Below are 18,712 nucleotides of genomic sequence, written 5' to 3'. Positions count from 1 at the left end.
CTCGCAGCTGCATTACTCCCTTTTCCGACGCTATGGATTTATCGATGACTGACTTAGAGCGTGATATAATTCGCGAAATTTTGAACATCGGCTTGGCTCGTGCCGCCGACTCGTTCGCCGTTATTGCCCAGGAACGGGTGTTGCTGGAAGTTCCGAATATTGACTTGCTGATGAGCGACGATATCCTGCACAAAGTGCGCGAGTACCAGTCCAAGCACGTTCCTATTCAGTCCGATATCCGGGGTGATTTTAACGGTACGACCCTCATGTTCTTTTCGGGCCAGCACGTGCAGCGGCTCTCGCGGGTGTGCCTGCGCATGAATACCAACGAATCGTTGGAGCTGAATGAACTGCAGGAGTCCTTGCTCCTGGAAATCAGCAATATTATTACCGGCGCGCTGGTCACGCAGTTGGCCAATATTCTCAAGGCTAATATCTACGGTGCGCCGCCTACCGCCCCCCGCGGCGACATTGCCGGCACCATGCAGAATCTGCTGCCCGAGCAAATGCTCCAGCCCCTCATCTTCTCGGTTATCACGCAGTTTTCGGACAAGGATAACACGGTGGAATTGCCTCTCATGCTGTTTTTTGACCGCGCTACCTTCCAGAAAATCCTGGAGATAATTCGCAGCTACGATTTCCTTGGCAGCCAGATGTCAGCTTAGAAGATTGTCTACTGGTGCTGATTCCAAGCTGCATAAGGCGTCATGCCGAGCGTGACGCAGCATTTACCCGTGGTAGTAAGCCCATCATCGGGCAATTAATCATGAGTGAGATGCTGCGCTGCTTTCGGCATGACGTTCTTTGTTTTGCCATAGCTCTTTGCTAATGCCGTCGATAAACTCAAGTCAGCCGGCGGTCTTCGTTTTTACTATTCATTTCCCAATTCCTCGCAAATCCCGATGCCTACAACCTCTGCTGTGGCCAAAAAATTAGCGTCCTTCGACCCCAACGCGCCCGGTGATGCAGCCGGGGGCCTGTTCGGCTTGCCCTTCACGCCGGAAGAAGCCAGCGTAGTCGTGGTGCCCGTGCCGTGGGAGGTAACGGTGAGCTACCGCGCCGGCACCGCCGAAGGCCCCGCCGCCATCCACGAAGCATCCTTGCAAGTCGACCTCTACGACCCGGACCTGCCCGAAGCCTGGAAGCTGGGCCTGGCCATGGAAGAGGAGGACGAAACCATTGCCGCCACTAGCCGCGAGCTGCGGCCCCAGGCGGCTGAATATATCGAATGGCTGGAAGCCGGCCAGCCCGAAGCCGACCATGAAAAGTACAGCCCCGTGCCCGAGCAGGTGACGAAAGAAGGGGAGAAGATGCTGCAATGGCTAAAGCAGAAAACCGGGGCCCTGCTTGACGCCGGCAAAGGCGTCGTTGTGCTCGGCGGCGACCACAGCACACCACTGGGCTACCTGCACGCGCTGGCCGAGCGGCATGAAGAGTTTGCTATTCTGCAATTTGACGCGCACTGCGACCTGCGGCCGGCCTACGAAGGCTTCCAGTATTCGCACGCCAGCATCATGTTCAATGCGCTGAAGCTGCCGCAGGTGAAGAAGCTGGTGCAAGTGGGCATCCGTGACTATTGCCAGCAGGAAGCGGAACTGATAGAGCACTCCAATGGCCGCATAGCGCTATTTGGCCAGCGGTTTTTGAGCGACGAGAAGTTCGGCAAGAAATCTTGGAAGAAAGTGTGTGGCAAAATCATTGCCCAGCTGCCGCCCAAAGTCTACATCAGCTTCGACATCGACGGCCTCGACCCCAAGCTATGCCCCGGTACCGGCACGCCCGTTCCCGGCGGCCTCGAGTACGAAGAAGCTACCTATCTGCTGCGCGCCATCGTGCGGGCCGGCATTACCATCATTGGCTGCGACCTCAACGAAGTGGCACCCGGCGATACCGAATGGAATGCCATTGTGGGGGCCCGTCTGCTTTACCAACTTTCCAACTGGATGGCCGTATCTCAGGGCCGGCTCGTGGCTAAAGGCATGGTAGCCGAGTAACCTTCCTTCACTTCAGTCTCTGTTGTTATGCTCGGATTTATTCTCAAATTCATTCTCACGGCCGTACTGGTTTATGGCCTCAGCATGGTGCTGCCGGGCGTGGCGCTGGGTGGCTTGGGGAGCGCTGCCATTCTGGTGGTCGTGCTGGGCATCCTCAATGCCATCGTTAAGCCTATTCTTAAGCTACTAGGCTTTCCCATCACTGTGCTCACATTGGGGTTGTTCCTACTAGTTATCAACGTTATCATTGTGAAGATGGCTGACTATCTGATGGTCAGCTTCGATGTGCACGGCTTTCTCAATGCCTTGCTTTTCAGTATCGCACTCTCGCTGGTAAATGCCGTGGTTGATTTGGTAGTGGACTAACCGGTCGCCAAAAAAGCTCGATAGCAAAAGCGGGTCATCATGCCGGAATGGATTCCGGCATGATGACCCGCTTTTGCTATGAATCAGGAAATAGTGCTCTACTAAATAACCAAGTAAAAAAATGTATCCAAAAGGTGGTCAGTTATGCTGAGCGGAGCCGAAGCATGAACGCCTCTTATGTTCAGTACTGGTTGACCACCTAAACTGCTTTTAGCGTCTCTAGGGCACTTATTTCAATTATGCCTCAAATACTTTTTAAACCAGTGCGTCGCTGCCAGCGACGTACCGCCCACCAAACCCCTGCGCCCAAAAGGAGCAGCGGCCAGCTGCTCACGGCACCGATAACTAAGCTGATGAGCGAGGACCAGCCACTATACATTGCTCCAACCAACCGGCTCCCCAACGATACCACGGGGGCATCGGGTGTGGCCTCTGGTAGCGGCTGGTAGCAGGTCAGGGTGATAGAGGAATAGCTTACTTCGTCATTGAGGGTTTTCAGGCGGCTTTCCGTGCTTTCAATTTCTTCGCGGACCTCGCCTATTTTTTCCTCTATTTCGAGCATGTCGCTCACTTTCTTGGCTTGGTTGAGTAGCGTCAAGTAGCGCTGCTCTAAGGCCCGCTTGGTGCGAAGGCGAGCAGCTACGTCGGCGTGCTCGGCCGTCACATCATCGGTAGTGAGCTTTTTTTCTTCCACAGTACCCAGGCCGGCCAGTGTTGCCAGCAGTGTTCCAAACCGGTTGGGACGCACCCGAATAGTTGTTTCCTGGTGCCATTCGCCGTTTTCGCGTGTCTCGGTAGAGGCACTGGTGTAGCCACCACTTTGCCGCACCAAGCTATCGAGTCGGGCCGACGCTTTGGGTAAACTTACCACTTTCAGACGCATATCGGCGTGATAAATGAGCAGGCGAGGCGTAGGAGAGGGAGCCGGCTTGCCTAGCCGCGCATTCACATTAGGCGTATTCGCACCGCTAGCGTCGTCTGGTACTTGTACGGGAGGCGTGAAATTGACGGTGTTGCTGGTGGGGGGCGGGGCCATATCGGGTGCTGGTTCTGCTGCCGACGCTACTTCAGCTTCAGCGCTGCTTTCGGCCTGGTGACTTTGGCTGCAACTGCTCAGAAGCACCGCTAGCGCATAGATAACCCCTAAGGTGTACTTCATGATTATTTAGGAATAAATTAAAATTGAAAACAGAAATCTAGTCGGTGATTTCAGGTTGACGGGGAATCAGGAATAAATTATCTGCTTGTCAATCAGAAAGTCTTCAGCCCGAACAGAGGAATTTGTGCCTGGCCTTATGCTCCCGCCTGACCTTGGTGACGAAGGCGCCAGCGCTGCACTCCCCAAGCACCAACGCCACCCAGCAGTAGCAGCGGCCACACATTCGTTAGTACCACCACCAAGCCCAGCAAAAACGACCAGCCGCGATAAAAAGCCTCTAAAAAGCGTGGCGTAAAGTCCGGCATAGGCGCGCTGGGAGCCGGAGTCGGGAGCAGCTGGAAGTAGCGTATGGTAAGGGTAGCCCAGGCGCTACGGGCGCCAAACTGCTGCAATTGCGTTTGGGCGGTTGCTGCCTCCAAGCGGGACTGGCGGACCTGTTCCTCCAGCCGCCGAATTTCGGTTGGGTTGCTGGTGTGCGCTAAAAGTTGCTGATACTTAGCTTCACTGGTTTGCTTGCTGCTGAGGCTGGCAGCGGCGGCCAGCATATCAGCCGTTACGTCGGCCGATGAGACGTCTTTGTTCTCAATGCGCCCGAGCTTGCCCAGTGCCGCAACCAGCGGCAGAAACTTTTCGGGCTTCACCTTAATGGTCATTTCCTGGCGGTGCTGACCGTTAGCCCGCGTTTCATGGGCGGTACCGAGGTAGGCGTGGTGCTCCTCTAGCAGGCGGTCGATGCCGGCCGTTGCTTGTTCAAAATCATCAACGGCCAGGTCTAGCTCGCCTTCGTAAATGATGTCCCGACCGGACCGGGTGCCGGGTGTGCTGTGCTCCACTGGCTGGCGGGCAGGTGCCGGGGAGGTCACCGCCTCAGCGGCCGAATCGATGGCTTGTTCTTTATGAGCTTGGCTGCATCCTGCCAGCCCTAGTCCGAGCAGGACAGGATAAATCAGGTGTTTCATCAGAAGATAAAATGGGAAAGCTGAGTTTGAGAAGAAACAGCCGCGCAGCTGAGGCTTTATCCAGCTTATTGGAGCGGGTAACCCACTAACTCAAAAAAATAGCCCAGCCGGGATAGGCTGGGCTATTATTATTCTGAAGAAAAAAGGCCTGTCTAGGCCTTTAGGACCAATTATATCCGCCGAATATCCGCTCCTAGTGCCGTCAGGCGTTCATCGATGTGTTGATAGCCGCGGTCAATCTGCTCCACATTGAGAATGGTGCTGGTGCCTTCGGCCGAGAGAGCCGCGATGAGCAGCGCCACGCCCGCCCGAATATCGGGCGACGACATGGTGATGCCCCGCAAACGGGTGCGCTGGTCGAGCCCAATTACGGTGGCCCGGTGCGGGTCGCAGAGAATAATCTGGGCCCCCATGTCGATGAGCTTGTCCACGAAGAACAGGCGCGACTCGAACATTTTCTGGTGAATGAGCACTGTGCCCTTGGCTTGACAAGCCACTACCAGCACGATGCTGAGCAAATCGGGGGTGAAGCCCGGCCAAGTGTGGTCCGAAACCGTGAGGATGGACCCGTCGAGGTAAGTGGCAATTTCGTAGTGCGCCTGGGCTGGAATGTGAATGTCGTCGCCCCGGAATTCCAGCTGAATGCCTAGCTTCCGGAACGTGTCGGGAATGAGCCCGAGCTGCGGAATCTGACAATCTTTGATGGTAATTTCGGAGCCCGTCATGGCCGCGAGGCCGATGAAAGAGCCTATTTCAATCATATCTGGGAGCATCCGGTGCTCGGTACCGCCCAAGCGTTCCACGCCCTCAATGGTCAGCAAATTCGAACCAATGCCTTGAATGTTAGCGCCCATACGAACCAGCATCCGGCAGAGCTGCTGCAAGTAAGGCTCGCAGGCGGCATTGTAGATGGTGGTAGTGCCCTCAGCCAATACGGCGGCCATCAAGATGTTGGCCGTACCCGTGACCGAGGCTTCGTCGAGCAGCATGTATGTGCCCTTCAACTTGCCATCGACTTTGATGCGGTAAAAATCGGTGCCTTCCAGCGTGAGTTTGCCGCCTAGCTTCTCAAGGCCTAGAAAGTGCGTATCCATTGGCCGCCGGCCGATTTTGTCGCCGCCGGGCTTGGGCAGCTGGCAGCGGCCGTAGCGGCCCAGCATCGGCCCCAGAATCATGACCGAGCCGCGCAACGCGCCGGCCTGCGCCACAAATTCCGGTGAGTCCATGTAGTCGAGGTTGACGCTCTCAGCCTGAAAAATGTACGTGTCAGTAGCTAGCTTGCCCACTTTCACACCCATGTCGCGCAGCAGCTCGATGAGCTTGTTGACATCGCGGATATCCGGAATGTTGCTGATGGTCACCGGCTCGGAAGTCAGCAACACCGCGCAGAGAATCTGGAGGGCTTCGTTTTTGGCGCCCTGGGGCGTGATTTCGCCGCGCAGCGTTTTGCCGCCGCGTACTTCAAATGCAGCCATGTATTTGGGTATCTGGTGTTCTGGTAATAAATACAGAACGTCATGTCGAGCGCAGCCGAGACAGCTCGCGTGATGAACTATACTAATCGTTCAACAATGCGAGCGAGCTGTCTCGACTACGCTCGACATGACGTTCTACTGAAAAGTTACTGCGGCGGCTGCTGAGGTTCCTGCCGGCCTTTTTTGCGCTTCTTGCCGTTTTTGTTGCCAAAGCCACCATTACGCCCTTCGCGGTTGTCGCGGCCCTCACGCCGGTCGCGGCCTTCGCGCTGCTGGGGCTGGGGCACGATAAAAGCTGGCGTGCGGCCGGTAACCACCGGCATTTCGAACAAGTTTTCGCTGTCTACCACAGCCGGATCGAGCCGCAACTGGCCCCCCGACAATTCACCTAAATGGCGCAGGATGGTCACATCCTTGGCATTTTCCTTATTGTGCTGACGGTACAGAAACTTCATTGTACGGCCAATTTGCACGGTGGCCTGCTCCCGCTCCGCAGCATCTTCAATAGTAAGTGCCTTTGCGATAAGCGCCTCAACGGCAGCGCCGTAAGCACGCAGCTTAGGGCCTTGGCGAGGGTAAGGGACGCGGGCGGGCTTCTCCGTACGCACGGTTAGGCTACGCAGCGGCACGGGCGCATCCAGGGCCACTTCTTCGCCAGCCATGGCGTGTAAGTGGTTCCAAAGGCGAGTTTGCACTTCGGGCAGCTCGCGCAAAGCCGGCTGTAGGCGCAGCATAAGCTGAACTATTTGCCCGGCCCGCTTGGTCCGCTCGGCCAAATCTTCAATCTGGGCTAGGCCCTGAATGAGTTGGTAGGTGCTGTGCCCGTATTCACGTACCAGCAGTTGCAGGTGGAAGGGCAGGGTGGTGAGGTCGGTCATAAAAAACAATAGGGGAGGCCGCCGGGGCGGGTCCGGGCCAAAGATAGGGCTTTGGCTTGGTCGAATAGATGTATGTTAAGTACTCAATCGAAAGTACCAGCATCAAAAGGCAATAGTAGTAGCACCAAAAAGGCTGTCGTGCTGAACGGAGCCGAAGCATCTTGCTCGGGTTCGTGCTTTCGATTGAGTTACCACCCCACGCGAGATGCTTCGGCTCCGTTCAGCAGGGCGTTCCCTTTTCAGTACGTTCAGCACGACAAGCTTTCGGTGCAAAATCTAATGCACCCGCAGCTTAGCAAAGCTCAGCAACAGTACTTTCTCGCCCACTTCTTCAAATAGAATAGTGGCTTTGGTAGTGCCCTGCTGGGTTTCAAGCTGACTTACGACGCCGAAGCCGAATTTGGCGTGTTCTACGCGCTGCCCGCTTTGCAAATTAGAAGTATCCGAAGGCGTGAAGTCGACCGGAGCTACGTATTTGGTTGCTGCTACTTTACGTGGCGCGGTCGGAATCAGATTCGAGCGCCGCTCAAATACGTGCTGAAACGGCGACTCGCCCGTGCCCGGTCCGGCAGCAAATTTGAAGTTAACGTATTGCGGGTCGATTTCATCAAGAAAGCGGCTTTTCTCGCAACTGCGCAAATTTCCCCACTGGTAGCGCGAAGTGGCATAGCTCAGTGTGAGCTTTTTTTCGGCCCGCGTGATAGCCACGTAAAACAGGCGTCGCTCTTCCTCCAAATCAGCCCGTGAGGTAATCATCATCTGGCTCGGAAAGAGATTTTCTTCCATGCCCACGATGTATACATTGCGGAATTCCAGGCCCTTAGCCGAGTGGATTGTCATCAACGTCACGGCCTCGCCATCTTGTTGCGCGTCCTTCACGTCGGAGTCCGTCACGAGGGCAATATCCTGCAGGAAGGCACCGAGGCTTTTGTCCTCACGCTCCGGGTCGTCGACGTATTCCTTGATACCATTGAGCAGTTCCTGGATGTTTTCGTAGCGGGAGAGGCCCTCAATACTCTTATCGGCATACAATTCCTCCAGCATGCCTGAGTTTTTGGCGATGAATTTGGCCGCCTCAAATGCATCTTCCTTAGCCGCTACCACCAGGTAGCTCTTGATTTTTTCGGCGAAACCCACAACCGGATTGGCCACCCGCGCCGCCATGAATTGGTCGGCATTGGCTACTACTTCCCACAGCGAATGATTATTCTCATCGGCAGTGGTAATCAGCTTACTAATTGTGGTATCGCCAATGCCGCGCTTGGGATAATTAATTACCCGGCGTAAAGCCTGCTCGTCGTTTTGGTTAACCGTCAGGCGCAAATAGGCTACTAAGTCTTTGATTTCCTTACGCTGATAAAACGACAGGCCCCCAACGATTTTATATCTGATATTTAATTTCCGCAGGGCTTCTTCCATCGCGCGGCTTTGCGCGTTGGTACGGTATAGAATAGCGAAATTATCGTAGGAGAGGTGACCATTCATCTTATCCTCGTAGATGGAATTCGCCACCAATTTACCCTCCTCGTTGTCCGAAGCAGCTTTCAGAACTTCAATCAACGTACCGTCCTCGTTCTCCGAAAAAACGTCCTTGCGCAATTGCGCCTGGTTGTTTTTAATCACCGAATTAGCTGCCCATACGATATTTTTCGTGGAGCGATAATTCTGCTCCAATTTAAATACCTGCAATTCGGGGTAGTCCTTCTCGAAGTTGAGAATGTTGGTAATATCAGCGCCACGGAAGGCGTAAATGCTCTGTGCATCGTCGCCTACCACGCAGATATTGCGCTCTTTAGCGGCAAGTTTGCGAGTAATTAAATACTGCGAATAGTTCGTGTCCTGGTACTCGTCCACCATCACGAACCGAAACATATTCTGGTACTTGTTCAGCACGTCGGTGTGCTCCTTGAACAGCACGTTGGTGTTGAAGAGCAGGTCATCAAAATCCATGGCGCCCGCCTTGAAGCACCGCTGCTGGTACTGCTGATAAAGCACCCCGATTTTAGGCCGCAGTGCCGCCTCATCGTCGGCCTTGATGGAGGCATCGTTGAGGTATTGACTCACCGAAATCAGCTTGTTTTTGGCGGACGAGATGCGGCCCAACACCAGACTGGGTTTATAAAGCTTGTCGTCTAGCTCCAGCTCTTTCACAATCTGACCAATCAGGGTTTTCGAGTCCTGCGTGTCGTAGATGGTGAAGCTGCGTGGATAGCCGATTTTGTCGGCCTCGGAGCGCAGAATCTTCGCAAATACGGAGTGAAAGGTGCCCATCCAGAGGCTGCGGGCGGCAGGGCCAACTACTTTTTCCACCCGGGCACGCATCTCCTTGGCCGCCTTGTTGGTAAAGGTGAGGGCGAGAATGTTGAATGGGTCGACGCCCTTTTCCAACAAGTTGGCAATGCGGTAGGTGAGTACCCGGGTTTTGCCCGAGCCGGCACCCGCGATAATCATACAGGGACCTTCGGTTTGCAGCACCGCAGCGGCCTGCGACGGATTCAAGAGGGATAAATAATCTAGTGCCATCAGCGAATTAAGCCGCCTTTTGGGCGGTTCTACAAAGATACGGCCCACTAGGTAGGGGGCGCAACGAATTTCTGCCCCCGCCGTCGGGGTTATCTTTACACAATGATTATTATTCAAGAAACGGTCATCTCCGACGACATCGCCGACAACTTTTTCGTCTGCAACCTTGAAGCCTGCAAGGGCGCCTGCTGCGTCGAAGGCGACCTCGGCGCTCCGCTCGAAGAGCCCGAACTACAGATTCTAACGCGCGAGTACGAGAATATCAAGCCTTTCCTCACCGACGTGGGCCGTGCGGCCATTGAGGCGCAGGGCCTCTACATCAAGGATTGGGAAGGCGACTTCAGCACAACAACGATTGACGACAAGGAGTGCGCCTACGCGCTGTATGACGAGCGCGGCATCCTGAAATGCGGCATCGAGCAAGCGTATCTGGCCGGTGCCACTACCTTCAAAAAGCCCATCAGCTGCCATCTATATCCTATTCGCATCACGAAATACGAAGGGTTCGACGCCCTGAACTACGACCGTTGGGGCATTTGCAACCCGGCCTGCGAGTTTGGCGGCACGCTGGGAGTGAAAGTATACCAGTTTCTGAAGGAGCCACTGATTCGTAAGTACGGCGAGAATTGGTACGGCGAGCTGGTGCGGGAAATTGAGAACCCGAATATTGAGAAGAAATAAGGAGAATAGTTAGCTGGAAGTAATAAAGTCATGTCGAGCGCAGCCGAGACAGCTCGCGTGGGGCAGTAAACCAGTTGATTGAGTTACTGCCCCACGCGAGCTGTCTCGGCTGCGCTCGACATGACTTTTACTGTTTTCGAAAGAGGCTTACGCCTCTTCCTTCACCACAATCTTCTCAATTTCGTCGTTGGCCTGAATCTGGTCGATGACATCGACGCCCTCCACCACTTTACCGAACACGGTGTGCACGCGGTCGAGATGGGCGGTATTCTGGCGGTCGTGCACAATGAAGAACTGCGAGCCTCCCGTGTTTTTGCCGGCGTGGGCCATGCTCAAGGCACCGCGTTCGTGGTACTGGCGGTCGCCGCTGGTTTCGCAGTCAATCTTGTAGCCAGGGCCGCCGGTACCGGGCTGGCCTTTGGCGCCGGTGCGGGTGTTGGGGCAGCCGCCCTGAATGACGAAATTGGGAATAACGCGGTGGAATTTCAGACCATCGTAGTAACCTTTCTCGGCTAGGTCGATGAAGTTTTTGACAGTTTTGGGGGCGTCTTGTTCATAGAACTCAACTTTCATAACCCCTTTTTTGGTGTGGATTTCTGCGGTTTTCATGTATTGCGGATTTAGCGGATTAAACTGATTTTACGGAAAACGGCAGCGCTTTCCTGAGGGCGAAGGTAAGAATGCGGTAGGCGTGGCTAAACATCCAAGCAGTTTGTTCCTTCGTAAGCTCATCGGCCACATTGGCCCACGCACTCCCAACTATTTCTTCACAAACCCTTTTCATGAAAAAACATTTTGCTCCTCTGTTGACTGCTCTGGCTACTTCGCTGGTTCTGGCAAGCTGCGGTACCGATAAGCCCGCCACCACCGAAACTACTACCACCGCCAATCCCGCTGATTCTCTCGCTGCCGCGGCCGGTGATTCGGCCCGGATGGCCAAGCCCGAGGGCGTGATGGTAGACGGCGTGGCCATGACAGCCGACAAAAACATCGTGGAAAATGCCGCAGGTGCCAAAAGCGTGAGCACGCTGGTATCGGCCGTGAAAGCCGCTGGCTTGGTCGAAACGTTGAGCGGCGCTGGCCCCTTCACCGTTTTCGCCCCCACCAATGCCGCCTTCGACAAGCTCCCCAAAGGCGCCGTTGCCGGCCTGATGGACCCCGCGAGCAAAGAAAAGTTAAAGGGCGTCCTGACTTACCACGTCATTCCCGGTCGCCTTGTGGCCGCCGACCTGAAGGATGGCCAGGACTTAACCACCGTGAATGGCGAGAAGCTGCACATCACCCTGAAAGATGGTAAAGTGATGGTAAGCAACGGCAAAGACGCCCCTGCCACTGTCCAAATCCCCGACGTTATTTCCAGCAACGGCGTAACTCACGTAATCGATGGTGTAGTGCTGCCCACGGCGAAGTAGTTTAAACGAAGCATAAAGAAAAGGGGGATGAAGAATTACTGCTTAAGTAATTCTTCATCCCCCTTTTCTTTAGTAAAGCGCAGCGCTAATGCCTGTTATCCTCACCGGCGAGCATGCTTAAATAGCTGTCATAGCGCGGTAGCGCAATGCGACCCTGGTCTACGGCTTCGCGCACGGTGCAGCCAGGCTCGTGGGTGTGCTGGCAATTATGGTAGCGGCACTGGTTGAGCAGGGCGCGCATTTCGGGGAAATACCCGGCTAGCTCCGCGGGTGGAATTTCTACTAAGCCCAACTCTTTAATGCCCGGCGTGTCGATAATGAACGTGCCGGGGCGCACTTCCAGCATTTCGGCAAAGGTGGTAGTGTGTACGCCTTTGTCGGAAAATTCGCTGATTTCGGCCGTTTTCAGGTCAAGGTCGGGAACCAAGGCGTTGATAAGCGTGCTTTTGCCCACGCCGGAGTGGCCGGCCAGCAGGCTTACTTTTCCGTCGAGCAGCTGGTCGATTGCGGCCACGCCCTCCCCGGTTGTGGCCGCGCAAGTGCGGCTTGGGTAACCGAGGCTGGCGTACATGCCGGCGATTTCGGCCTGGTATTCAAAGCCGTCGGCGTCGTACAAATCGGTTTTGTTAAATAGTAGCGTCACGGGAATGTGGTAGGCCTCGGCCGTAACCAAAAACCGGTCGATAAAGCCAAATGAGGTGGCTGGCGATACGAGCGTCACTACCAGCAGCGCCTGGTCCAGATTGGCGGCTACGATGTGCGAATGTCCCGTTTTGTGTACCGAGCGCCGAATGATGTAGTTGCGGCGGGGCACGATGTGCGAAATGACACCCGCGCCTTCCGCCTGCTCTTCCACCCCAAACTCAACATGGTCTCCCACGGCGAGCGGGTTACTCACTTTCAGGCCTTTAATCTTAAATTTGCCCCGCAGCCGACAGCGGTAAAGCTGCCCGGTTTCGGCGCCGCGCACGATGTACCACGAGCCGGTGGACTTAACAACAGTGCCGTGCAGCATTTTGAATGAGGAATTCTGAATGAAGGAGAAATTGCAAGGGGAAAGGATGATTCATTGCTTTATATTTCCCATTGATAATGCCTGCAGAATGCGAGCCGTTGCTCCAGCCTGGCCGTGCACGTAGTCGAGCATAATATCCTGCAATCGCAGGCGCGCTTTCTCATTATGCCACAAATACGTAAAAGCAGCTTCTAATTCCTGCGCATTATGCACTGGGAAAGCGCATTCCAATTCCACTAATTCAACGGCCTCCTGAAATTTGGCATACGTGGGCCCAAAGAATAAGGGCAAGCCAAAGGCCGCGGCTTCCAGCGTGTTGTGCAAGCCCTTGCCAAAAGCCCCGCCGATGTAAGCATACTTCCCAAAGCGGTAGAGCTGACTGAGCAGCCCCACGTTGTCGAACAGCAGAATGCGGGCCTGAGCCACCGTAGCGGGGTCGGCCTGCGAATAGCGCTGCACCTGGCCCGGCAGCACGGCCTCCACTAGGCGTAGGTTGGTTTCGCTGATTTCGTGGGGTGCTACCAACACCCGGAGCTCGTGCTGATAGCGCTGGAGCAACGGCGTAAGGGCCGGCAAATCTTCGGGCCAGCTGCTGCCTACCACCAGCACCGGCGCGCCATCGGCCACAAAGGCGTCGACGAGGGGCAGGGGGCGGGGTAGGGCGGCGGCCGTGGCCACCACGGTATCGAAACGAGTGTCGCCGGCCACGCTCACTTGCGCAAGGCCCAAGTTGCGGAGCAGAGCGGCCGAGGCTTCATTCTGCGTGAAAATATGGGCGAAGCGGGTCAGAATCCGACGGAAGAAACCGCCCCAGGGCCGGAAGAAAACCTGGTCGGGTCGGAAAATGGCGGACACCACGATGGCCGGAATGCCGCGCCGGTGGCTCTCGTTCAGGAAGTGGTACCAGAACTCGTACTTGACAAATACTACCAACTGGGGCCGCACGGCATCCAGAAAGGCGCGGGCATTGCCGCGAGTGTCCAGGGGCAAGTAAAAGATATAGTCTGCTCCCGGCCAGCTCTTGCGAATCTCGTAGCCTGAAGGGGAGAAGAACGTGAGTACCAGCTTGGTGCCCGGGTGTGCTTTCCGGTAGGCTTCCAGCAGGGGCCGGCCTTGTTCAAACTCGCCCAGCGAGGCGCAGTGGAACCAGACCCGTGGTCCTGAGTCGGTGCCCAGCGTCTGGCGGATGTGAGCCAACAAGCCGCGGCGGCCCGCTACCCAAGCTGCCGCTTTGGGCACAAACGGCGCCAGCAGGCGCAACAGCAGGCCATACAGGCTCAGGGCAATATCGTAGAGAAACAGCAAGACCCAAAATTACGCAATACGGCGTCAGTCGGCTATTCTGGGCCTATTTATAATTGCGCGTCGGCTTCCCAATCAACGGGGCAAGCTTCCCCGTTTTTCTCAAAGTGCTGCAGCGCATCAATTATCCGTAGGGCCTCATTGAGGCTGCGACCCAGAGGCCGGTCGTTCACCAGCTGATGACGCACGATGCCGTCCTTGTCGATGAGAAACAGGCCACGGTAGGCTATGGGCGAGCCCACAAAGGTCATTTCGCCTTGGTCATTGTAGTCGTAGTGGCCGCCCAGTACGTCGTAGTTAGCCGAAATAGTTTTCGTTGAATCGGCTACGAGCGGGTACTTCACCCCAGCAATGCCGCCCTTGTCGCGTGGCTGCAACTGCCAGGCCAAGTGGGCGTACTGCGAATCCGTGGAGCAGCCTACCACGGCCACGCTCCGGCGCTCAAACTCATCCAGTCGGTCCTGAAAAGCCAGAATTTCGGTGGGGCAAACTTGGCTAAAATCAGCGGGGTAAAAGTAGAACAAGACGTGCTTTTTGCCCAGGTAGCGGTCTAGCGAAAAGTCTGTTTCGAAAGTGCCGTCAATCACGGCGGTGGCTTTAAAGGAAGGGGCGCGCTTGCCAACGAGAACTGCCATTCGGAAATAAAGAATGAGGAGTGAAGAATGAATGATTGAGAGAATGCAACTGCGGCTACCGTCCCTTAAACTCAGGCTTGCGCTTTTCCAAAAACGCGGCCATGCCTTCCTTTTGGTCTTCGGAGGCGAAGGTGAGGTAGAAGTTTTTGCGCTCAAAATGCAGGCCTTCGTCCAAGTGAGTTTCGAAAGCACGGTTCACCGATTCCTTGGCGAGGCGGGCCGCTACCGGCGACATCGCCGCGATGCTGGCTGCCAAACGGTAGGCTTCTTCCAGGTACTGCCCCACGGGCACCACACGGTTGACCAAGCCCAAACGGTGCGCTTCGTGGGCCGAAATAGGTTCCCCGGTGAGTACCATTTCCATGGCCCGCACCTTGCCCACGGCCCGGACGAGGCGCTGCGTGCCGCCGGCGCCCGGCATGGTGCCGAGGCGAATTTCGGGCTGCCCAAACTGCGCCGTTTCCGATGCCACCAGCATGTCGCACGTCATGGCCAGCTCGCAGCCGCCCCCCAGCGCGAAGCCCGATACCGCCCCAATCAACGGCTTGCGAAATCGGCGAATTTGCTCCAGCGTGGCAAAACGGCTGTCGGTAAACATATCGATGGCCGACTTGCCGGCCATTTGCCTGATGTCGGCTCCTGCCGCAAAAGCCCGCTCACTGCCCGTAATCACGACCACGCGCACCGCATCGTCGTTATCCAGCAGCAGCAGGGCGTCGCGGATTTCCTCCACCAATTGTCCATTCAACGCATTCAGTTCCTTCGGCCGATTAAGCTGAATGAGGGCCACGCCCGGCCGTACCTGCGGCGTTACAAGAAGAAATTCCATGCCAGTAGCGCGAAGCCTTTGCTCCGCCAGTAAAAGGTGAAAGCTTAAATTAAAGCGCCTTGCCAGACCACTTCCCCAACCAATGAAATAATTACAACTCGCTTACGAAGCTACTTGCACACAAACTGAAACGTGCTACGAGTGCGCTGTTCCAGCAGCAGCCCCCGGCCGGCCGTGAGCCGGGTTATGCTCGCAGCATCATAATTTTTAATGGTAAACAGCGTCAGTCCGGTGTTGTAGTGCAGCGTGAATTGCTCGCGCAGCAAATCCAGCAGCTTGCTAATGCGCCGCTCGGAAAAATCGGTACACACCGAAAAGCTGATAGCCGAGTTCTGCATCACGTTGATTTTGAGTTTAGCCTGCGCCAATGCCCCGAAAATAACCTCCAGGTTTTCCTCCGAGATGAAGGCAAAGTCCTTGCTCTCGAAGGACAGCAGGCACTGGTCGGTTTTGCAGATGAAAGCCGGGGCCAATGCTGGGTGCTGGCAGTCGTGAACAAGCGTGCCTTCCGCCTCGGGGTCCAGGAAAGACTTGATTCGCAGCGGAATGCTGCGGTCGGCCAGCGGCTTCAGTGTTTTGGGATGAATGACGGAAGCTCCGTAATAGGCCATTTCGATGGTTTCCCGATAGCTGATTTCGGCGTAGCGCACCGTATCCGGAAATATTTTGGGGTCGGCGTTGAGCAGGCCGGCCACGTCCTTCCAAATGGTCACGCTTGCAGCTCGCAGGCAGTAGGCAAAAATGGCTGCCGTGTAATCAGAGCCCTCCCGGCCGAGCGTGGTAGTAGCCCCACCGGCAGTGCCGCCCAAAAACCCCTGGGTCAGCACTGGCCCCTTGGCCAACAGTTCGGGCAAGGTAGCCGCGATGTTCCGTTCCGTAGTGGGCCAGTCCAAGCGCCCTTCGCGCCAAGTGTGGTCGGTGCGAATGAGCGGCCGGCAGTCGAGCCACCGCACGCCCAGCGCCCGGGCCACGATGCTGGTAGCCAGTAGCTCGCCGAAGCTCACAATCTGGTCGTATTGCCGGTCGTAGTCGCCGGGGCCGACGGTGGCCAAGCCGTCGGCCAGCTCTGTGAGCATCTCCGAAAGGGTAGGAGCTACCGCGTCGTCAGGGGCCACGCCATTGGCCTCTTCTAACTCAGTGGCAATATTCTGATGAAAGGCGCCTAGCCGGGCCAGCTGCGCAGTATAATCCTGACCAACGTAAGCCAGTTGAAACAGCTCCTCAAGGGCATTGGTGGTTTTACCCATAGCCGATACCACTACCAGTAGTGGCTGCTCGCTGCCGTAGCGCTGCACGATGGAAGCCAAATTCTGGATTGCCGCCGCGTCGCGCACCGAGGCTCCACCAAACTTATAAATCTGCACCTTTTCCATGGCCGGCAAAGGTAGGAGTGCCAGTAGGCATTGCCGAGGTATAACCGAAAACTTGTTGTAAAGCGGTTTTATCGGCCGCGAACGTGCTGCTCATAGCGTGGGCCTTGTGGTTCGGGTATCCAGCAGTTGCAGTGCGGACTCACCAACTTGAAAAACCGCTGTAAAGCATTTTTAAGCGAAAAATTTCGACCTCAAAAGAGTAGCTTTGTCGTGCATTTCGCCATTCATTTTCGGTACTCTATAAGTCTATGGACCACAACAAACTGGCCCTACCCGTCGGCACCACCCTCGACCGTTTCATTATGCGTAAGCAGGAGGATTTTCCCTATGCCACGGGAGAATTGTCGCAGCTACTGCGCGATATCGCGTTGGCGGCCAAGATTGTAAACCGCGAAATCAACCGTTCTGGCCTCATTGACATCGCCGGTGCTTATGGCAACCGCAATGTGCAGGGCGAAGACCAGCAAAAGCTCGACGTCATCGCTAACATCCGCTTCATTCGGGCACTGCGCAACGGGGGCGAGGTTTGCACCATCATCTCCGAGGAAGACGACGAGATGATTCAAACCGGTAATAATCAGGGCAAATACGTGGTGGCCATCGACCCGCTCGACGGCTCGTCAAACATCGACGTCAACGTGAGTATCGGCACCATTTTCAGCATCTACCGCCGCGTGTCGCCCACCGGCCGCGAAGGCACCGCCGCCGACTGTCTGCAACCCGGAACACACCAAGTAGCCGCAGGCTACGTCATCTACGGTTCCAGCACCATGCTCGTGTACACGACGGGCAATGGCGTCAACGGCTTCACCTACGAACATTCACTGGGCGAATTCTTCCTCTCGCACCCCGATATCGCCACGCCCAAAACCGGCTCCATCTACTCCGTCAACGAAGGCAGCTCCGACTCTTTCTCGCCCGGTGTAGCCGCCTTCGTGAAGCAGTGCAAGGATAAGAGCTTTTCGGCCCGCTACATTGGCTCGTTGGTGGCCGACTTCCACCGCAATCTGCTCAAAGGCGGCATCTATATTTATCCCGCTACCGCCAAGGGTCCGGAAGGCAAGCTGCGCCTTATGTACGAATGCAACCCCTTGGCGTTCATTGTGGAGCAAGCCGGTGGCAAGAGCAGCAACGGTGAGCAGCGCACCATGGAAATTGAGCCCAGAACCCCGCATGAGCGTTGCCCTATTTTTATCGGCAGCAAGGAATTAGTAGAGCAGGTCGAAGCCTTCCTGGCAAAAGAGAAACAAGCAGAGCAAGTCACGTCGAAAACAAATAGATAATAAGTTATTAATTGCCTTGGTAGATGCTCAGCTAAGCATTTACCAAGGCGTTATTAAATTGATTATACAAGTAATAATTGAAGTTTTTGCGCTTTTCACCAGTTAGTAAAGCACTAAAAAAAGGCTGCTCCTAAATCAGGAGCAGCCTTTTTATTATTCTTGTTTTCCGTTATTCTGCCTTTTTGCGGCTTTTCTTGGCTGGGGCAGCGGCTTCAGGGTTGCCTGCTGCTTCCGGAGCTTCATCGGTGGCGGCAATTACACCGCCGGTGCTTAGCGGTTCGTCGTCACTAGGCTCATCAGCTTTGACCGATTTGCGCTTAGCTTTTGGGGCTGCTTCGGCATTGTCTGCCGTTTCCGTGTCGGTGTTGGCTGTTTCCTCTGCGGTGGGTGCGGCAGCTTCCTTGTAGGGCAAGTGCTTGCTCACGATGCCGAACCAGGATGCCAGTTTCTTGATATCAGAGAGATAAACCCGGTCACGGTCGTAATCGGGGATAACGCTGGCCATAAATTCCGTCAGCTCTCCTTCGCTCGATTTGGCCGTGACAGGAGCCGTGGCGCCGTGCTGCTGATAAATGCGCTCAAATACTTCGGTCAGGGGCACAGTTTGGTCGGGGTCCTGGGTATAAATGGAGATTTCCGACAGCAGTGACACTTTGTTGCGGGCCGGGGCCAGGGTACGGGTGGCTTTTTCGTCGAGGCTTTCGACCAGCACGCCGTGACGCGCGGCGCGCACTAAGCGGTAAAGGCCAGGCATGCCGCTGATAGCGGCCAACTCTTGCAATTCGTAGGGCATCTTGTTAAATGAAGATGAAGAATAAGGAATGAAGA

Annotated in this window: 18 protein-coding genes; 6 read left to right on the top strand and 12 right to left on the bottom strand. The window is 55.6% G+C overall.

The window, feature by feature from the left end; genetic code table 11:
- Positions 1-32: 32 nt before the first annotated feature.
- The 3 genes from WX88_RS02855 (at position 33) to WX88_RS02845 (ending at position 2,360) form a co-directional block, all read left to right on the top strand.
- Entirely contained in the window at positions 33-665 is a 633-nt protein-coding gene (locus tag WX88_RS02855; protein ID WP_231590611.1) for a chemotaxis protein CheC, read from the top strand.
- A 237-nt stretch (positions 666-902) separates the two neighbouring features.
- Positions 903-1,994, top strand: a complete 1,092-nt coding sequence (locus WX88_RS02850; RefSeq protein ID WP_046242730.1) for an agmatinase family protein — start codon at positions 903-905, stop codon at positions 1,992-1,994.
- Between the two features lie 27 nt (positions 1,995-2,021).
- A complete protein-coding gene (locus WX88_RS02845; protein ID WP_046242729.1) occupies positions 2,022-2,360 on the top strand; it encodes a phage holin family protein in 339 nt (112 codons plus the stop codon).
- Positions 2,361-2,604: 244 nt separating this feature from the next.
- On the opposite strand, the gene WX88_RS02840 is transcribed toward WX88_RS02845, so the two are convergent.
- The 5 genes from WX88_RS02840 to WX88_RS02820 form a co-directional block, all read right to left on the bottom strand.
- The gene (locus WX88_RS02840) at positions 2,605-3,519 is read right to left on the bottom strand and encodes a DUF4349 domain-containing protein (RefSeq protein WP_046242728.1); all 915 of its coding nucleotides are present in this window, start codon (positions 3,517-3,519) and stop codon (positions 2,605-2,607) included.
- A 134-nt stretch (positions 3,520-3,653) separates the two neighbouring features.
- Positions 3,654-4,478 (bottom strand): DUF4349 domain-containing protein, encoded by an 825-nt coding sequence (locus WX88_RS02835; RefSeq protein WP_046242727.1) that lies wholly within the window; start codon positions 4,476-4,478, stop codon positions 3,654-3,656.
- Positions 4,479-4,648: 170 nt separating this feature from the next.
- On the bottom strand, positions 4,649-5,953 hold the full coding sequence (murA, locus tag WX88_RS02830) for a UDP-N-acetylglucosamine 1-carboxyvinyltransferase (RefSeq protein ID WP_046242726.1): 1,305 nt from the start codon (positions 5,951-5,953) through the stop codon (positions 4,649-4,651).
- A 146-nt stretch (positions 5,954-6,099) separates the two neighbouring features.
- Positions 6,100-6,831: a DUF4290 domain-containing protein gene (locus WX88_RS02825; protein WP_156175915.1), complete on the bottom strand. Its 732-nt coding sequence runs from the start codon at positions 6,829-6,831 to the stop codon at positions 6,100-6,102.
- A 276-nt stretch (positions 6,832-7,107) separates the two neighbouring features.
- Positions 7,108-9,354, bottom strand: coding sequence for an ATP-dependent helicase (locus tag WX88_RS02820; RefSeq protein ID WP_046242725.1), 2,247 nt, complete (start codon positions 9,352-9,354; stop codon positions 7,108-7,110).
- Between the two features lie 102 nt (positions 9,355-9,456).
- Here WX88_RS02820 and WX88_RS02815 point away from each other — a divergent pair, with 102 nt between their 5' ends.
- Positions 9,457-10,035 (top strand): DUF3109 family protein, encoded by a 579-nt coding sequence (locus WX88_RS02815; protein WP_046242724.1) that lies wholly within the window; start codon positions 9,457-9,459, stop codon positions 10,033-10,035.
- Positions 10,036-10,182: 147 nt separating this feature from the next.
- Here WX88_RS02815 and WX88_RS02810 read toward each other — a convergent pair whose 3' ends face one another.
- The gene (locus WX88_RS02810; RefSeq protein ID WP_046242723.1) at positions 10,183-10,644 is read right to left on the bottom strand and encodes a peptidylprolyl isomerase; all 462 of its coding nucleotides are present in this window, start codon (positions 10,642-10,644) and stop codon (positions 10,183-10,185) included.
- A 173-nt stretch (positions 10,645-10,817) separates the two neighbouring features.
- On the opposite strand from WX88_RS02810, the gene WX88_RS02805 reads away from it, so the two are divergent.
- Complete coding sequence (locus WX88_RS02805) at positions 10,818-11,447, top strand: fasciclin domain-containing protein (RefSeq protein ID WP_046242722.1); 630 nt, start codon at positions 10,818-10,820, stop codon at positions 11,445-11,447.
- 85 nt (positions 11,448-11,532) lie between these two features.
- Here the strand turns inward: WX88_RS02805 and rsgA are convergent, their stop codons facing one another.
- The 5 genes from rsgA to WX88_RS02780 all read right to left on the bottom strand — a co-directional run bounded on the left by rsgA (position 11,533) and on the right by WX88_RS02780 (position 16,601).
- Positions 11,533-12,462: a ribosome small subunit-dependent GTPase A gene (gene rsgA, locus WX88_RS02800; RefSeq protein ID WP_197076644.1), complete on the bottom strand. Its 930-nt coding sequence runs from the start codon at positions 12,460-12,462 to the stop codon at positions 11,533-11,535.
- A 51-nt stretch (positions 12,463-12,513) separates the two neighbouring features.
- Positions 12,514-13,767: a 3-deoxy-D-manno-octulosonic acid transferase gene (locus WX88_RS02795; protein WP_052732271.1), complete on the bottom strand. Its 1,254-nt coding sequence runs from the start codon at positions 13,765-13,767 to the stop codon at positions 12,514-12,516.
- A 47-nt stretch (positions 13,768-13,814) separates the two neighbouring features.
- A complete protein-coding gene (locus WX88_RS02790) occupies positions 13,815-14,399 on the bottom strand; it encodes a peroxiredoxin (RefSeq protein WP_046242721.1) in 585 nt (194 codons plus the stop codon).
- 55 nt (positions 14,400-14,454) lie between these two features.
- On the bottom strand, positions 14,455-15,228 hold the full coding sequence (locus tag WX88_RS02785) for an enoyl-CoA hydratase-related protein (RefSeq protein WP_046242720.1): 774 nt from the start codon (positions 15,226-15,228) through the stop codon (positions 14,455-14,457).
- A gap of 110 nt (positions 15,229-15,338) precedes the next feature.
- Positions 15,339-16,601, bottom strand: a complete 1,263-nt coding sequence (locus WX88_RS02780) for an aspartate kinase (RefSeq protein ID WP_082115808.1) — start codon at positions 16,599-16,601, stop codon at positions 15,339-15,341.
- A 248-nt stretch (positions 16,602-16,849) separates the two neighbouring features.
- Here WX88_RS02780 and fbp point away from each other — a divergent pair, with 248 nt between their 5' ends.
- Positions 16,850-17,884 (top strand): class 1 fructose-bisphosphatase, encoded by a 1,035-nt coding sequence (gene fbp, locus WX88_RS02775; protein WP_046242719.1) that lies wholly within the window; start codon positions 16,850-16,852, stop codon positions 17,882-17,884.
- Between the two features lie 169 nt (positions 17,885-18,053).
- Here the strand turns inward: fbp and WX88_RS02770 are convergent, their stop codons facing one another.
- Positions 18,054-18,677: a DUF5606 family protein gene (locus WX88_RS02770; RefSeq protein ID WP_046242718.1), complete on the bottom strand. Its 624-nt coding sequence runs from the start codon at positions 18,675-18,677 to the stop codon at positions 18,054-18,056.
- Positions 18,678-18,712: the final 35 nt, after the last annotated feature.

The sequence above is a fragment of the Hymenobacter terrenus genome, assembly GCF_000972495.1.
Taxonomy (GTDB): Bacteria; Bacteroidota; Bacteroidia; order Cytophagales; family Hymenobacteraceae; genus Hymenobacter; species Hymenobacter terrenus.
The sequence above is the reverse complement of the archived record's forward strand: the minus strand, read 5'-3'. Positions and strand labels throughout refer to the sequence as shown.

Excerpts from the sequence above, each read along its gene's own strand:
- WX88_RS02785 (WP_046242720.1), bottom strand. The coding sequence starts at position 15,228 with ATGGAATTTCTTCTTGTAACGCCGCAGGTACGGCCGGGCGTGGCCCTC.
- WX88_RS02805 (WP_046242722.1), top strand. The coding sequence starts at position 10,818 with ATGAAAAAACATTTTGCTCCTCTGTTGACTGCTCTGGCTACTTCGCTG.
- WX88_RS02810 (WP_046242723.1), bottom strand. The coding sequence starts at position 10,644 with ATGAAAACCGCAGAAATCCACACCAAAAAAGGGGTTATGAAAGTTGAG.
- fbp (WP_046242719.1), top strand. The coding sequence starts at position 16,850 with ATGGACCACAACAAACTGGCCCTACCCGTCGGCACCACCCTCGACCGT.
- WX88_RS02835 (WP_046242727.1), bottom strand. The coding sequence starts at position 4,478 with ATGAAACACCTGATTTATCCTGTCCTGCTCGGACTAGGGCTGGCAGGA.
- WX88_RS02840 (WP_046242728.1), bottom strand. The coding sequence starts at position 3,519 with ATGAAGTACACCTTAGGGGTTATCTATGCGCTAGCGGTGCTTCTGAGC.
- WX88_RS02820 (WP_046242725.1), bottom strand. The coding sequence starts at position 9,354 with ATGGCACTAGATTATTTATCCCTCTTGAATCCGTCGCAGGCCGCTGCG.
- rsgA (WP_197076644.1), bottom strand. The coding sequence starts at position 12,462 with ATGCTGCACGGCACTGTTGTTAAGTCCACCGGCTCGTGGTACATCGTG.
- WX88_RS02780 (WP_082115808.1), bottom strand. The coding sequence starts at position 16,601 with ATGGAAAAGGTGCAGATTTATAAGTTTGGTGGAGCCTCGGTGCGCGAC.
- WX88_RS02790 (WP_046242721.1), bottom strand. The coding sequence starts at position 14,399 with ATGGCAGTTCTCGTTGGCAAGCGCGCCCCTTCCTTTAAAGCCACCGCC.
- murA (WP_046242726.1), bottom strand. The coding sequence starts at position 5,953 with ATGGCTGCATTTGAAGTACGCGGCGGCAAAACGCTGCGCGGCGAAATC.
- WX88_RS02855 (WP_231590611.1), top strand. The coding sequence starts at position 33 with ATGGATTTATCGATGACTGACTTAGAGCGTGATATAATTCGCGAAATT.
- WX88_RS02770 (WP_046242718.1), bottom strand. The coding sequence starts at position 18,677 with ATGCCCTACGAATTGCAAGAGTTGGCCGCTATCAGCGGCATGCCTGGC.
- WX88_RS02815 (WP_046242724.1), top strand. The coding sequence starts at position 9,457 with ATGATTATTATTCAAGAAACGGTCATCTCCGACGACATCGCCGACAAC.
- WX88_RS02825 (WP_156175915.1), bottom strand. The coding sequence starts at position 6,831 with ATGACCGACCTCACCACCCTGCCCTTCCACCTGCAACTGCTGGTACGT.
- WX88_RS02845 (WP_046242729.1), top strand. The coding sequence starts at position 2,022 with ATGCTCGGATTTATTCTCAAATTCATTCTCACGGCCGTACTGGTTTAT.
- WX88_RS02850 (WP_046242730.1), top strand. The coding sequence starts at position 903 with ATGCCTACAACCTCTGCTGTGGCCAAAAAATTAGCGTCCTTCGACCCC.